General features: G+C 47.7%; 14 protein-coding genes. 10 read left to right on the top strand and 4 right to left on the bottom strand.

Features of this window, described 5'->3' with window-relative positions:
- Nucleotides 1–20 precede the first annotated feature (20 nt).
- Complete coding sequence (locus ABD980_RS03070) at nt 21–752, bottom strand: YebC/PmpR family DNA-binding transcriptional regulator (protein WP_300647243.1); 732 nt, start codon at nt 750–752, stop codon at nt 21–23.
- 166 nt (nt 753–918) lie between these two features.
- Between ABD980_RS03070 and ABD980_RS03065 the strand changes: the two genes are divergently transcribed.
- Both ABD980_RS03065 and ABD980_RS03060 read left to right on the top strand, forming a co-directional pair.
- Nucleotides 919–1,854 (top strand): 2-hydroxyacid dehydrogenase, encoded by a 936-nt coding sequence (locus ABD980_RS03065; RefSeq protein ID WP_345369506.1) that lies wholly within the window; start codon nt 919–921, stop codon nt 1,852–1,854.
- A 29-nt stretch (nt 1,855–1,883) separates the two neighbouring features.
- Nucleotides 1,884–2,870, top strand: a complete 987-nt coding sequence (locus ABD980_RS03060; RefSeq protein WP_260650907.1) for a quinone oxidoreductase family protein — start codon at nt 1,884–1,886, stop codon at nt 2,868–2,870.
- A gap of 64 nt (nt 2,871–2,934) precedes the next feature.
- Here the strand turns inward: ABD980_RS03060 and ABD980_RS03055 are convergent, their stop codons facing one another.
- Nucleotides 2,935–3,951 carry a class 1 fructose-bisphosphatase gene (locus ABD980_RS03055; RefSeq protein ID WP_260650908.1) on the bottom strand — a complete coding sequence of 339 codons (1,017 nt, stop codon included), beginning with the start codon at nt 3,949–3,951 and terminating at the stop codon, nt 2,935–2,937.
- A gap of 4 nt (nt 3,952–3,955) precedes the next feature.
- Nucleotides 3,956–6,622, bottom strand: a complete 2,667-nt coding sequence (gene pepN / locus ABD980_RS03050; RefSeq protein ID WP_345369503.1) for an aminopeptidase N — start codon at nt 6,620–6,622, stop codon at nt 3,956–3,958.
- Nucleotides 6,623–6,699: 77 nt separating this feature from the next.
- On the opposite strand from pepN, the gene ABD980_RS03045 reads away from it, so the two are divergent.
- Complete coding sequence (locus ABD980_RS03045; protein ID WP_345369501.1) at nt 6,700–7,344, top strand: DUF4136 domain-containing protein; 645 nt, start codon at nt 6,700–6,702, stop codon at nt 7,342–7,344.
- 33 nt (nt 7,345–7,377) lie between these two features.
- On the opposite strand, the gene ABD980_RS03040 is transcribed toward ABD980_RS03045, so the two are convergent.
- Nucleotides 7,378–7,710 carry an H-NS histone family protein gene (locus tag ABD980_RS03040; RefSeq protein WP_345369499.1) on the bottom strand — a complete coding sequence of 111 codons (333 nt, stop codon included), beginning with the start codon at nt 7,708–7,710 and terminating at the stop codon, nt 7,378–7,380.
- 141 nt (nt 7,711–7,851) lie between these two features.
- Here ABD980_RS03040 and ABD980_RS03035 point away from each other — a divergent pair, with 141 nt between their 5' ends.
- From ABD980_RS03035 to thpD, 7 genes are all read left to right on the top strand, one after another.
- Nucleotides 7,852–8,700 carry a carbon-nitrogen hydrolase family protein gene (locus ABD980_RS03035; protein ID WP_345369497.1) on the top strand — a complete coding sequence of 283 codons (849 nt, stop codon included), beginning with the start codon at nt 7,852–7,854 and terminating at the stop codon, nt 8,698–8,700.
- Nucleotides 8,697–10,154 (top strand): metalloprotease TldD, encoded by a 1,458-nt coding sequence (gene tldD / locus ABD980_RS03030; protein ID WP_300647236.1) that lies wholly within the window; start codon nt 8,697–8,699, stop codon nt 10,152–10,154. The genes ABD980_RS03035 and tldD overlap by 4 nt, the downstream gene beginning before the upstream one ends.
- A gap of 123 nt (nt 10,155–10,277) precedes the next feature.
- Nucleotides 10,278–10,799: a MarR family winged helix-turn-helix transcriptional regulator gene (locus ABD980_RS03025; RefSeq protein ID WP_300647235.1), complete on the top strand. Its 522-nt coding sequence runs from the start codon at nt 10,278–10,280 to the stop codon at nt 10,797–10,799.
- Nucleotides 10,799–11,317 (top strand): diaminobutyrate acetyltransferase, encoded by a 519-nt coding sequence (ectA, locus tag ABD980_RS03020; RefSeq protein ID WP_300647234.1) that lies wholly within the window; start codon nt 10,799–10,801, stop codon nt 11,315–11,317. The genes ABD980_RS03025 and ectA overlap by 1 nt, the downstream gene beginning before the upstream one ends.
- 27 nt (nt 11,318–11,344) lie before the next feature.
- Entirely contained in the window at nt 11,345–12,652 is a 1,308-nt protein-coding gene (ectB, locus tag ABD980_RS03015; RefSeq protein WP_345369494.1) for a diaminobutyrate--2-oxoglutarate transaminase, read from the top strand.
- Entirely contained in the window at nt 12,649–13,038 is a 390-nt protein-coding gene (locus tag ABD980_RS03010) for an ectoine synthase (RefSeq protein WP_260650919.1), read from the top strand. Before ectB ends, ABD980_RS03010 begins: the two co-directional genes overlap by 4 nt.
- 14 nt (nt 13,039–13,052) lie before the next feature.
- On the top strand, nt 13,053–13,943 hold the full coding sequence (gene thpD / locus ABD980_RS03005) for an ectoine hydroxylase (protein WP_300647232.1): 891 nt from the start codon (nt 13,053–13,055) through the stop codon (nt 13,941–13,943).
- The last annotated feature ends 30 nt before the right edge of the window (nt 13,944–13,973 follow it).

Below are 13,973 nucleotides of genomic sequence, written 5' to 3'. Positions count from 1 at the left end.
AGTAGATTGATCAGTCAATATTATTCGGTTTCGTCCATCACAGCTGTGGTGTAGACCTCTTGGACATCGTCAAGAGACTCTAAAGCATCAAGCAGCTTGCGCATCATGATGGCATCTTCGCCTTCGAGCTCGGTTTCGTTTTCTGCTTTCATGGTGACCTCGGCGACCTCTGGTGTTAGCCCCGCTGCGGCAAATGCATCTTTTACGGCACTGAAATCAGAGGGGGCACAGATGACCTCGATCAAGCCCTCTTCGTCGGTAATTACGTCCTCGGCACCGGCCTCTAGGGCTGCCTCCATCACGGCCTCCTCGCTGGTGCCAGGGGCAAAGATAAACTGTCCACAATGTTTAAACTGGAAAACAACGGAGCCATCTACCCCTAGGTTGCCACCATGTTTGTTAAAAGCGTGACGGACCTCGGGAGCTGTACGGTTACGGTTATCGGTTAAACAATCCACAATGACGGCAGCGCCGCCTACACCATAACCCTCGTAACGTACTTCTTCGTAGTTGCCTTCATCGGCACCACCTGCGCCGCGCTGGATGGCGCGGTTAACGTTGTCTTTAGGCATGTTGGCGGCAGTGGCCTTATCCATGGCTAAACGTAAGCGTGGATTCGACTCGGGGTCAGGGCCTGCCTCGCGTGCCGCGACCGTAATTTCGCGGATGATTTTAGTCCAGATTTTCGCGCGCTTTGCGTCTTGACGTCCTTTGCGATGTTGGATATTAGCCCATTTACTGTGACCAGCCATAACAAGTACCAAAAGTAAAAGTGGATAGAAAAGTGTTAAGCGCGGTAAGGGAATCCGTGCTTAAGCCCGAGTGTGGACTACACTGATAAAAGCGGTGTAGTAAATATGATCTTATTGTATAACGAGATGGATAAAATCCATTATGGTAACACTTTAAGGAGGTTATATGCCTAGCGTAGTCGTGGCAGTGGGTCGATCTGAGTCCAACCAACGATGGGTAGAGGTTTTTCAACAGCTGCAGCCAGACTGGTCGTTTTTCGCTTGGGAGCCACAAGCAGATCAAGCACCAGCTGATTTTGCCGTGGTCTGGCGGCCTTCGGTACAACTGTTTCAGGACCAACCCAGTTTACAAGCCATATTTAACATTGGCGCTGGCGTGGATGGTATTGATTTTAGCCAAATTCCAGACTCTGTGCCCGTTTATCGCGTTGAGGATGCGGGTATGGCAGTGCAAATGGCTGAATATGCGGTCTATGGCATGTTGCTTGCGACACAACGCTTTGCGCCTTATGTAGAGCAGCAGGCTCAGCAACAATGGTTACAACAAGAGCCTATTTATAGAAAACAATGGCCTGTGGGCGTAATGGGTTATGGACAAATTGGGCGTCAGGTCGCACAAGTACTACATCAGCTGGGCTATCCCGTATCTGTGTGGACACGTACGGCTCGCGCTGCAAAGTCAGAAATCCAGTTTTTTGCAGGGCAGGAGCAGTTTTCAGCCTTTTTACAACAAAGCCGTGTGTTGATAAATGTGCTGCCATTGACACCACAGACGCGCGGTATTATTAATCAGGCGGCGTTGGCGCAGTTACAGCCCCAAGGCTTTGTGATCAATATGGCGCGAGGCCCTCATATTGTAGAACAAGACCTGATTCATATGCTTGAATCAGGGCATGTAACGGGTGCTTTGCTCGATGTGTTTGATATAGAACCATTGCCGCAGACACATCCTTTTTGGCGACACCCCCGTATTCATGTCACACCTCATATTTCTGGTGTGTCACTGCGTGAGCCCACAGCACAACAGATCCATCAAAAAATGCAAGCCCTTTTGCAAAATCAGCCAGTCAGTGGTTTAGTGGATAGAAGTCGTATGTATTAATCGCCAATAGACAGCATCAGGAGAAAACGATGACGAGCACGATGAAAGCAATTCGTATTGAAAAAAACGGTGGCCCTGAAGTCATGCAATGGGTGGATGTACCCGTACCAACCCCCAAAGCAGATGAAGTCGTGGTGCGGAATAAAGCGGTGGGCTTGAACTTTATTGATATTTATTATAGAGACGGGCTTTACCCTGGGGAACTACCGCATGGATTGGGTTTTGAGGGGGCCGGCGTGGTAGAGGCCGTAGGAGCGGATGTGACCCATGTGCAGGTGGGGGAGCGTGTGGCATATGGACAGGGGCCATTAGGCGCTTATGCACAAATGCATTGCTTGCCTGCTGATCGAGTGGTGAAGTTACCAGATGAGATCAGCTTCGAAGAGGGGGCGGCCATGATGCTCAAAGGCTTAACCGTGCAGTATTTGTTTAGACAAACTTATCGCTTAGAACCGGGGCAGACCATTTTATTTCATGCAGCGGCTGGGGGCGTGGGTTTAATTGCTTGCCAATGGGCCAAAGCGCTAGGTGTAAAACTGATTGGCACCACATCCAGTGCGGAAAAAGCCGCCTTAGCTAAAGCGCATGGGGCGTGGGAAGTGATTAACTATAAAACCGAGGATGTGGTTGAGCGGGTGCGTGAGCTCACCCAAGGGGAAATGCTACCAGTGGTCTATGATGGGGTAGGGGCGGCCACGTGGGAGCGCTCATTAGATTGTCTACAGCCACGCGGTTTAATGGTGAGTTATGGCAATGCTTCGGGGCCTGTTACTGGGGTGAATTTAGGGATTCTGGCACAAAAAGGATCATTGTATGTGACGCGTCCAATGGTTGGAACCTATGTGGCAACCCAAGAAAGCATGCAGTCCGCGGCAACGGAGCTGTTTGATCTAGTGGTAGCGGGGCAGATTAAAATTAATATTGGACAGCGTTTTGCACTACAAGAGGTTGCTAAAGCGCATGAGGCATTGGCCGCAGGCAAAACCACAGGAGCAACCATATTAACTTTGGACTAAAAGCAAAAAACCCATTCCAAGGAATGGGTTTTTTCTTGATGCCAAGCTTTTTGCTTAAAGAGGCTTAGGAGTGTTTTAGATGATACTGCTGTACACGTTGAACCTCGTTTTTTGAGCCTAAGATAACGCCTACGCGCTGATGCAAAGCATTGGGCTCAATTTCTAAAATGCGCTGCTCGCCATCGATAGCGGCACCACCCGCTTGCTCTACTAAAAAGCTCATGGGGTTTGCTTCATACATAAGACGTAGTTTACCGTGACGCACGGATTCGCGTTGGTCACGTGGATACATAAAAATCCCGCCACGGCACATAATACGATGCACATCTGCCACCATCGAAGCTATCCAACGCATATTGTAATTTTTACCCAGAGGCCCTTCTTTGCCTTTTAAGCAGTCCTCGATGTAATGACGAATAGCAGGTTCCCAGTAACGCTGATTTGACATATTAATAGCAAACTCGGCGGTCTCTTCGGGGATGCGAATGGCAGGGTGGGTTAGCACCCAAGAGCCGGTTTCTTTATCCAGAGTAAAGCCGACTACACCTGCTCCAACCGTTAAAATCAGCATGGTTTGTGGACCATAAACCGCATAACCGGCAGCGACTTGTTTGACTCCAGGTTGAAGAAAGTCAGCCTCTTGTACATCGCGAGTGTTCGCTTCTTCGGGGAGCTGTAGCACGGAAAAAATCGTACCAATAGAAACGTTGACATCGATGTTTGAAGACCCATCTAAAGGATCGAATAACAATAGGTTTTTTCCTTTAGGAAAATGGGCGGGGATACGGTGCAGAGTATCCATTTCCTCGGAGGCCATGGCGGCAAGGTTTCCCCCCCACTCATTGGCTTCGAGCAAAATTTCGTTCGAAATCACATCCAGTTTTTTTTGGACTTCGCCCTGAACGTTTTCGCTCTCTAGGCTCCCTAACACACCACCAAGCGCTCCTTTGCTGACAGCATGACTGATGGCTTTACAAGCACGGGCAACGGTTTCCAATAACAAGCGGACGTCAGCGGTGACGACACCATGTTGACGTTGTTGCTCCACAAGATAATGAGTGAGGTTTTTTTTCAAATACATAGTCTTATTCAATAGTAAGTGCTTTACGCACGATTTCGCTCACATTAGTTGAGAGCGGCTGGTGGGCGGCGATGGATTGTAGGCGTTGTTTTAGTTGGCTGCGTAGGGGCTCCACATATTGAGCCCAATTATCAAAGACACGACATAAGCGAGCGGCGATCTCGGGGTTGAGCGCATCTAAAGCCAGAACCTGCTGTTGCCAAAAATCATAACCGGCTTCGGTGTGTATAGCTGTTATGTTATGAGTGCAAAACTGGAAAATCAAGGCACGTGCGCGATTCGGATTACGCAAATGAAACGCTGGGTGTTGGCTCAAGGCCTGCGCTTGTGCCACATCAAAATAGGGGGCTGTGGCTTGGACGCCAAACCAGCGGTCGATCACTAAGGCATTGTGCTGCCACTGCTCATAAAATTGGAGCAGTTGCTGCTGGCGTAACGCTGGTGGGGCATAGTGAACTAGCACATTAAAGGCTCCCCATTGATCGGTCATATTATTTGCTTTTTGATATTGCTCTTGAGCGAGGGCGAAGGCATCAGGATGCTGAGCTAAAACAAGCTGCTTGAGAACAAGGTTGCGTAAGGCGCGTAAGCCGGCATCGCTTGCACAAGGACGATACTGAGTGGGTAGGCGTTGTGTGAGCTGCTGGTATAACGTTAACCATGTCTGCTGAAAATGTTGTGCCAGTTGCTGTTCAATGTGACGATGCTTTTGAGTCAGAGCATGCGGATCCATGGGGCGTTGCTGTGCCAGTAGCTGGCGCACCGATGGGAGGGCTAAAGCACGGCTTAGGTAGGCTGGGGAGAGCTGTTTATCTTGCAGTAGTTGTTCCCAAACCGTAATTAAGACCTGTAAATCGGCTTGTGTCGCGGAGGGCGCACATAAGGTTTGCTGCGCAAGCTCTTGGATTGCTTGCCAGCGGGCAAAAGCATTATCGTCCGCTTTGGCAAGGGTCATGAGATCCGAGGTGGAGTAGGTGTAGTCCACTTGTATCGGTGCGGAAAAATCACGCAAGAGCGATAAAATGGGGCGAGCACTGACCTGTTCAAAATGAAACTGTTGTTGTTCCTGATCCAGACGCAAAAGAAACTCATGCTGGCGTTGCCCTTCGTGCTCTACGACTAAGGGGGTGCCATTGGGTTGCAAAAAGCCTAGCTTAAAAGGGATAAGTAATGGGGCTTTAGGGCGAATAGGTTGTTCGAGTAGTTCGATACCTACGGGTGGGTTTTGTTGTGTGAGCGTTAAGCAGGCGCGTTGTTGGGCCGCATCATAATGTAAATGAACGCTGACTTTAGGCGTGCCGGCTTGCTCGTACCAGCCACGAAAGGCAGCCAATGTTAAACCCGGAAATTGTGCTTGGTACTGCTCATCCATGACCTGCATAAAATCATCGCAAGTAATAGCTTGACCATCAAATCGATCAAAATAGGTGCGCAGAGCCGCTTGGAATCCTGTTTCACCCAGCAGTGTATGAAACATGCGAATAATTTCTGCCCCTTTTTCATAAATCGTAGCGGTATAGAAATTACTGATTTCTTCGTAACTGTTCGGGCGAATGGGGTGCGCCATAGGGCCGGCGTCTTCGGGGAACTGAGCAAGCCGCAATAGGCTGACATCGTCAATACGCTTTACCGCCTGTGCGCTTAGGGCTGCGGCACCGGTTAAACCATGGGCCATGCGGTCTGCACTAAATGCTTGCTCCCGAAAAACGGTGAGGCCTTCTTTTAAGGATAACTGGAACCAGTCTCGGCACGTTACACGGTTACCTGTCCAATTATGGAAATATTCATGGCCGATGACGGCTTCGATATCTTGGTAGCTTTGATCAGTTGTGGTTTCTGGTTGAGCGAGTACGTAGGCCGCATTAAAAACATTGAGCCCTTTATTTTCCATGGCACCCATATTAAAGTCTGCCGCAGAAACCACCATATAGCGATCCAAGTCTAGCTCTAGGCCAAAGCGTTGCTCATCCCAACGTAAGGCTTGAATTAAACTTTGCATTGCCCATTCGGTTTTGTCATAGTCGCCTTTATCACTATATAGTTGCAGGGTGACAGAGCGCCCCGATTGGGTTTGAATCACTTGTTCTCGACAATCAAAATCGCCCGCTACAATTGCAAATAAATAAGAGGGTTTAGCGAAAGGGTCCTCCCAGAGTGCACGATGCTGGTTATTGGCAAGGTCTTCTTGTTCGATGAGATTACCGTTAGATAATAAATAAGGAAACTGGCTTTTGTCCCCTACAAGCTCGACCGTATAGCGACTCAGCACATCGGGGCGGTCGGCAAACCAAGTAATACGTCTAAAACCCTCGGCCTCACATTGCGTAAAAAGCTGTTGTCCTGATTGATATAACCCCATGAGCGTCGTATTTTTTGCCGGCTCACAGATGCTTTCAATTTCGATTTGGTGTGAGGCTTGTGTTAAGGGAATACGCAGCGCATGATGATCAAGATCATATTGCTCGGGCTTGAGGGGTTGCCCATCTACCCAAATACCTAGTAACTGGATGTCTTCGCCATCTAAACATAATGGCGTGCCCGGTTGCTCTGTTTGTACTGTGAACCGACTACGCACCGTGGTTTTTGCTAAGCCCAGATCAAAGCGTAACCAAAGATGTGGAATATGGTAGGGATAAGGGCGGTATGCATCACGAAAAATGGTTTGATTCATAGTCAAGTATTAGGTAGAAAAAATAAAAAACGGTAGTATGAGTATTGTAGTCCCTTCGCTCAATTAAAGGAGTAACGATGCTGAGTCGTTTTATTGTATTTCGTAGATGGCGTTGGCGTTTGATGATGCTCTTAGCAACACTGGTATTGCTGGGTGGGTGTGCGAATACTTGGTCGGCTAAAGTCACGACGTTTCAGCAGTGGCCAGCAGACGCTTTTACTGCGCGCTATTTTATTGAACCCCCCAGGGATGATAGAAGTGTCTTAATATTTCAAAGTGTTGCGGATAACGTACGTGTAGCTTTAGGTGCCGTAGGCTTAGTAGAAGGGGATAATACCAGTCGCTTAGTAGTACAGCTGGATTATGACAACCCGATGCAACAGGAGTGGGTGGAGCGTTATGCTGATCCTTTTTATGATGGCGTCTATCCTTATGGCTCTGTGTGGGGTGGTTTTGGCCATTTTGGTGGTTTTGGTGGGGGAGTGGTGTTTGGGCCGCGTCTGGTTACGGTGCCCACGAATATATATGCTAATACTTTAGAGGTTACGATTCGAGATAAGGCAAATCATTTGGCTGAGATATATCGTGTTCGCGTTATAAACAAAAGCAATAGTGATGATTTAATCCAGGTGATGCCTTATTTAGCCAAAGCGGCATTTACGGATTTTCCGGGGCTCAATGGGAAAACTCAATATATAAAGATAAAGCGCAATCATAATTAGATTGCGCTTATAAGAGGTTATTAAAGAATCTTATTAATCTTTAATTAAAAACTGCTCACGGCTCTGACCGTTTTGCTCAGCATCGGTGATCCAGCGTGGGGGGCGACCGCGACCAGTCCACGTGTCACCTGTTTGTGGGTTGCGATAGCGCGCCGGAGCCTTACTAGCCGTTATTGCACGTTTTTGACGACGCTCAAAGGCTTGAGCTATTTCTTCGGGAGTGATCTCGTATTCTTGCATGGAGCGTACGATGGAGTTGATCACGGGTCGACGCTGACGAGAGTGCAGGGTACGCATTTTGCGTTGGAGCTTTTGAATTTGCTTTTCGATTTCCTGCTTTTCAGTAAGAAAGGATTCTTGAGGCATTAGTTTTCCTGTGTCAGTTATATCATTATTAAAAAATAAATTGGCTTTATCGCCATAATGCGTATTTTAACGCTATTTCTATAAACATGAAAATATATATAATTTTTTAATTTTTTGCAAAGTGTTTATATCGAGTCAATCATGAGCCAGCATACCCCCTCTTCATTTGCCGTTGCCGCGATACAGATGGTTTCCTCTGCAGATTTGATGGATAATTTGCAGCAGGCGCACTATTGGATTAAACAAGCTGTACAAGCCGGTGCAAAAATCGTGGCATTACCCGAATATTTTTGTTTTTTGGGATTACGTGACCAAGATAAAAATGCCTATGCTGAAGACTTTGGTTCAGGGCCGATTCAGCAGTTTTTGGCCCAGGCAGCAAAACAACATGGTATTTATTTAATTGGTGGAACGTTGCCTTTGCGCTCAGAAGAGGCGGGGCGATTTTATAATAGTTGCTTGGTTTATGACCCAGCAGGGCAGTGCATTGGTCGCTACGATAAGATTCATCTTTTTAGTTTTAGGCGCGGCGAGGAAAGCTATGATGAAGCGAAAGCCATTGTGCCTGGAGAAATTGCCCCCACTGTAATACCTACCCCTTATGGAAACATTGGGCTGGGAATCTGCTACGATCTACGTTTTCCTGAACTATTTCGGGCAATGGGGGCGATTGATATGTTGGTATTGCCCTCGGCTTTTACCTATACCACTGGCCAAGCCCACTGGGATATTTTATTGCGGGCACGAGCAATAGAAAATCAATGCTACGTGCTGGCTCCCGCACAAGGGGGGCGCCATCAAAACGGGCGTCGTACTTGGGGGCATACTATGCTGATTGATCCGTGGGGTGAAAAACTGGGCGTATGGGAAACCGAAGCAGGTTTTATTTGTCACTCCATTAACCGAGAACGCATCCAAGAAATACGTCAAAACTTGCCCGCTTTACAGCATCGGCAAGTCGCTTTATTGAAAGAAAAGGACATTACATGACATCACAGTTGGCGATCGATACGCTAGCTACGGCAAAATCGGTGTTGTTAACACCTTGGGGGTTAACAGAGCAAGACTTACAACAGAGCTTGTCTGAAATTTTTGCGCATCGCGTGGACTATGCCGATTTATATTTTCAGTATTCCCGAAGCGAGGGCTGGAGCCTTGAAGAAGGGATTGTTAAAACGGGCAGCTTTAACATAGAACAAGGGGTTGGTGTTCGCGCTATCAGTGGAGAAAAAACAGCATTCTCTTACTCGGATACGCTGAGTAAAGATGCTTTGCTTGGCGCTGCTCATGCTGTACGTACGATTGCGCGCCAAGGGCAGCAGGGCAGCGTGCCAGCATTGCTGGCGCGTACTGTGGATCGCCCCCTTTTGTATGTACCGAATGATCCAGTCGATAGTTTGACCGCTCCAGAAAAAGTTGCGCTTTTAGAAAAAGTAGAAAAAATGGCTCGCGCCAAAGATCCACAGGTGGTGCAAGTGATGGCGAGCTTAGGGGCGACATGTGACACAGTGCTCATTGTGGGCAGCGATGGACGTTTAGCAGCGGATATCCGTCCTCTGGTTCGTTTATCAGTGACGGTAATTGCTGAGCGTCATGGTCGTCGTGAAAGCGGGAGCTTTGGTGGGGGTGGTCGCTTTGATCTAGGGTATTTTGATGAAGCGATTTTGCAGCATTATGTCGATGAGGCGGTAAATCAGGCTTTGGTTAACCTAGATGCGGAACCTGCCCCAGCAGGAGAAATGCCAGTGGTGCTAGGAGCGGGCTGGCCGGGGATTTTATTGCACGAGGCGGTAGGACATGGCCTAGAAGGAGACTTTAACCGCAAAGGGTCGAGCGTGTTTTCTGGGCGCATAGGGGAGCAGGTAGCATCTAAGGGCGTTACGGTAATTGATGATGGAACCTTGGCAGATCGTCGTGGCTCATTAAACATCGATGACGAGGGCAACCCCACTCAGCATAATGTGTTGATTGAGGACGGTATTTTAACAGGCTATATGCAAGATCAGCTCAATGCGGGTTTGATGGGTATGCCTGTAACTGGGAATGGGCGCCGAGAATCATACGCCTATCTGCCTATGCCACGCATGACTAATACCTATATGTTAAACGGTACTTATCATCCCGATGAGCTCATTGCCTCGGTGGACAAAGGGATTTATGCGGCCAATTTTGGTGGTGGTCAAGTAGATATTACCAGTGGTAAGTTTGTGTTCTCCGCCTCTGAGGCATGGCTAATTGAAAATGGAAAACTCGTGCATCCCGTCAAAGGCGCGACGTTAATTGGTTCTGGTATCGAAGCCATGAATCAAGTTTCCATGATTGCAAATAATATGTGTTTAGACTCTGGGGTGGGCACATGTGGTAAAGATGGGCAGAGCGTTCCAGTGGGCGTGGGCATGCCTTCTATCCGCATTGATGGCTTAACCGTAGGGGGGACGGCTTAACAAGTACGAGTTCTTTTTTATTGAGACCGCTTACAGAGCGGTCTTTTTTTGTTTGACTTAAATGATTTCAATAGATATGATTTGAGTTGAAATCATTTTCTTTGTTGTGGATATGAACGATAAATGAAAACCCAAGACCAATACGACCTACGCATTTTGCGGGCGCTACGCCGCATCACTCGTTCTATTGCTTTGCATTCGCGTCAGCTTTCTGCGGGCAGCAATATTACGGCACCGCAATTGGTGTGCTTACGCACGGTGATAGAAAAAGGTCCATTAACCGCAACGGCAATCAGTCGAGAAATGCATGTGAGCCCAAGCACTGTCGTAGGGATTTTGGATCGTCTTGAGGATAAACAGTTAGTTAACCGAGAGCGCAGTCGCGAGGATCGTCGTATTGTGTTTGTGAGTGCGACCGATGCGGGTCGCACACTAGCACAGCAAACGCCGTCGCCATTGCAGCAAAAGCTTAGCGAGGCTTTGCAACAGTTGCCTGAGTCGGAGCAGTTGCAAATCACTACCGCGTTAGAGCGGGTCGTGGCCTTGCTGGACTCCGAGACGGAAATCGTCACCGAGCCAAGCGACTCCGCGCTATTAGATTTGCCTGTGGGAGCCGTGCCTCCTGAATCAGGCCTAGTGGTTTAATGATTATTTCTGACCCCCTTATATCTAGTGACCCTGATGACAGCCCTATTCAGTTTAGGGCGCCTACTTCGGAGGACGGCATTGCTATTCAGCAACTAATTGAGCACTGTCCTCCCTTGGATAGAAATTCCACTTACTTATATCTATTATTGTGTACGCATTTTGCTGAAAGCTGTGTGGTAGCGTATGACAAGCAAAAGCTAATCGGCTTTATTTCTGCATATGGATTACCACAAGACTCTGATACGCTTTTTATTTGGCAGGTAGCTGTAGCAAAATCTGCGCGAGGCAAGCAGTTAGCTTCGCGTATGTTAGAACATTTATTACAGCGGCCGCATTTAGCACATATTCGTTATTTGCAAACGACGGTGGACCCAGAGAATCTGGCGTCACGCCGCGTTTTTGAGAAAATTGCTCAGCACTATCATACGTCTATAGACGAAACCCCATTTTTTGAATCCCACCATTTTATCGAACCGCAAGAAGAGCCTTTGTTACATATTGGCCCCTTGCGGTAATTTTTTGTACGTCAAGAGGAGATAATCATGTCGGACTTACATATATTTGACCGTATGGAGTCGGAGGTGCGTGGCTACATACGGTCCTTTCCCGTTTTGTTTACGCACGCCAAAGGGTCGCTGCTATACGATGAACAAGGTAAGCGCTATATCGATTTTTTTAGTGGCGCCGGCAGCTTAAATTATGGCCATAATAATGCAATCTTAAAAGAGGCTTTGTTGGAGTATATGCAAGAGGACGGAGTCGTGCATGGCTTGGACATGGCCACCACTGCAAAAAAGTCCTTTTTAGAAGCCTTTGATCAATATGTACTGGCTCCTCGTAATTGGAATTACACCTTGCAGTTCACCGGTCCTACTGGCACAAATGCTGTAGAGGCCGCTTTAAAAATCGCACGACAAGTAACTGGGCGGCAAAATGTAATTTCATTTACACATGGTTTTCATGGAGTGAGCTGCGGAGCATTAGCGGCCACAGCGAATCAAAAATTTCGGCAAGCGGCAGGGATTAGCTTACAGAACACAACGTTTATGCCTTATGACGGTTATTTAGGGCCAGATATTGACACCATTGGTTATTTAGAGCGTTTGCTCGAAGACCCGAGTAGTGGCTTAGAAAAGCCTGCAGCGGTGATTGTAGAAACCATTCAAGGCGAAGGTGGGGTGAATGTAGCAAGCCCGCGTTGGCTTCGTGCTTTGCAGCAGGTATGTCGTCAACATGGCATTTTAGTCATTGTGGATGATATTCAAGTGGGTTGCGGGCGTACTGGTGATTTTTTTAGTTTTGAAAAAGCGGGCATTCAGCCCGATATCATTACGTTATCTAAATCCATTTCTGGGTACGGTTTGCCTATGTCTCTGGTTTTAATGAAACCGGAATTAGATGTATGGCAGCCTAGTGCGCATAATGGCACGTTTAGAGGTAATAATTTGGCGTTTGTGACAGCAACGCACGCCCTAAAGCAATATTGGGCGGATCAAGCTTTTAGTGAGCAAATTAAACAAAAAGAGCAGTTCGTGCGCGATTGGTTAGAGAACATAGTGCATAGTTATCCAGGCTCAGGGCTCAGTGTACGCGGTCGAGGGCTAATTCAAGGTCTTGTGACTCCTGCAGGCTCTGACTTAGCAGCAGAGATTGCTCAAACGTGTTTTGAGGCGGGGCTGATTATAGAAACCTCAGGAGCACAAGATGAGGTGGTGAAATTTCTTCCCGCACTAACGATTAGCCAAACACTTTTAGAAGAGGGCTTAAACCGCTTGGAAAAGAGTGTTGCTACGGTTATGGCTCAAGCCCCTCGCACTGCACAGATTGTTAAACTAGGAGCGCACTCATGATAGTTCGTCATGTAAACGATGTTATTGGCACAGAAAACGAGGTTCGTACTGATACTTGGATAAGTCGTCGAGTTTTGCTTAAAAAAGATGGAATGGGCTTTTCATTTCATGAAACCATTATTTTGCCTGGTACCGAGACGCATATTCATTATAAAAATCATCTCGAGGCGGTTTGGTGTGTTGAGGGTGATGGTGAAATAGAAACCATCGCTGATGGCAAAAAATACGCATTAGGTCCAGGGGTTGTGTATGCACTTAATGAGCATGATGAGCATTATTTACGTGGTGGAAAAATGCCATTGCGGGTGATTTGTGTGTTTAACCCACCTGTCAGTGGGCAAGAAGTTCATGATGCTGATGGCGTTTATCCGGCAGACTTGGATTAAGAGGGGGAAAGAACATGGGCGTTTTTGACCCTTATCCGTCACGCTTATCAACGCCACAAGGGCTTGTAGCGCGACAGGAGCCTGTGGTTTATGGACAGGAGCCAATGGAAGCAGGGCTGACGCCAGAACAGTGGCAAAGCTATGCCGATAATGGCTTTTTAGTTATTCCTCACTATTTTTCAGGTGAAGAAACTGCTCATTATAAGCAGGCCTTACAGGCTTTATTAGCTGATAAAGAGCTTGCACAAGCACCCAATGCGATTACGGAGCCGGACAGTGGAGCTATTCGCTCATTGTTTGCCTTTCATCAGCAGCCAGGGGTATTAGCGCAACTAGTGCAAGATCCGCGTTTATTGAGTGTGGCTCAGGCGATCTTAGGCTCACCGGTTTATTTGCATCAAACGCGTGCAAACGTTAAACCCGGATTTGTGGGGAAACCTTTTTATTGGCATTCGGATTTTGAAACTTGGCATGTGGAAGATGGTATGCCACGGATGAGGGCGGTTAGCTGCTCAATCTTATTAACAGACAATGCGGCATATAATGGTCCTTTGATGCTCATACCTGGATCACACCGGTATTTTGTGCCCTGCTTAGGCCAAACGCCGGAACAGCATCATCAACAATCATTAAAACGCCAGCAGTATGGTGTGCCGAGTCAGGAGCATCTCAGCCAGCTCGTGGAACAGGGCGGGATTCACACGGTTGAGGCGCCTGCCGGATCGGTGGTATTTTTTGATTGTAATACTCTACATGCCTCCACCGAAAATATCAGTCCTATGGCACGATCGAATCTGTTTATGGTTTACAACAGTGTGAAAAATCCTTTACAGGCCCCTAAATACGGGTTGGCTCCTCGACCTGATTTTTTGGCGCATCGACAGTCTTTTAAGGCGGTCGGTTAATGGAGGGATCATAGGTTAAGCAAAGCCCCC

The sequence above is a fragment of the Paenalcaligenes hermetiae genome, assembly GCF_039543645.1.
GTDB lineage: Bacteria > Pseudomonadota > Gammaproteobacteria > Burkholderiales > Burkholderiaceae_B > Paenalcaligenes > Paenalcaligenes hermetiae.
Note: the sequence above shows the minus strand (reverse complement) of the source record. Positions and strands in the feature narration are given on the sequence as shown.

Excerpts from the sequence above, each read along its gene's own strand:
- ABD980_RS03070 (WP_300647243.1), bottom strand. The coding sequence starts at position 752 with ATGGCTGGTCACAGTAAATGGGCTAATATCCAACATCGCAAAGGACGT.
- ABD980_RS03065 (WP_345369506.1), top strand. The coding sequence starts at position 919 with ATGCCTAGCGTAGTCGTGGCAGTGGGTCGATCTGAGTCCAACCAACGA.
- ABD980_RS03060 (WP_260650907.1), top strand. The coding sequence starts at position 1,884 with ATGACGAGCACGATGAAAGCAATTCGTATTGAAAAAAACGGTGGCCCT.
- ABD980_RS03055 (WP_260650908.1), bottom strand. The coding sequence starts at position 3,951 with ATGTATTTGAAAAAAAACCTCACTCATTATCTTGTGGAGCAACAACGT.
- pepN (WP_345369503.1), bottom strand. The coding sequence starts at position 6,622 with ATGAATCAAACCATTTTTCGTGATGCATACCGCCCTTATCCCTACCAT.
- ABD980_RS03045 (WP_345369501.1), top strand. The coding sequence starts at position 6,700 with ATGCTGAGTCGTTTTATTGTATTTCGTAGATGGCGTTGGCGTTTGATG.
- ABD980_RS03040 (WP_345369499.1), bottom strand. The coding sequence starts at position 7,710 with ATGCCTCAAGAATCCTTTCTTACTGAAAAGCAGGAAATCGAAAAGCAA.
- ABD980_RS03035 (WP_345369497.1), top strand. The coding sequence starts at position 7,852 with ATGAGCCAGCATACCCCCTCTTCATTTGCCGTTGCCGCGATACAGATG.
- tldD (WP_300647236.1), top strand. The coding sequence starts at position 8,697 with ATGACATCACAGTTGGCGATCGATACGCTAGCTACGGCAAAATCGGTG.
- ABD980_RS03025 (WP_300647235.1), top strand. The coding sequence starts at position 10,278 with ATGAAAACCCAAGACCAATACGACCTACGCATTTTGCGGGCGCTACGC.
- ectA (WP_300647234.1), top strand. The coding sequence starts at position 10,799 with ATGATTATTTCTGACCCCCTTATATCTAGTGACCCTGATGACAGCCCT.
- ectB (WP_345369494.1), top strand. The coding sequence starts at position 11,345 with ATGTCGGACTTACATATATTTGACCGTATGGAGTCGGAGGTGCGTGGC.
- ABD980_RS03010 (WP_260650919.1), top strand. The coding sequence starts at position 12,649 with ATGATAGTTCGTCATGTAAACGATGTTATTGGCACAGAAAACGAGGTT.
- thpD (WP_300647232.1), top strand. The coding sequence starts at position 13,053 with ATGGGCGTTTTTGACCCTTATCCGTCACGCTTATCAACGCCACAAGGG.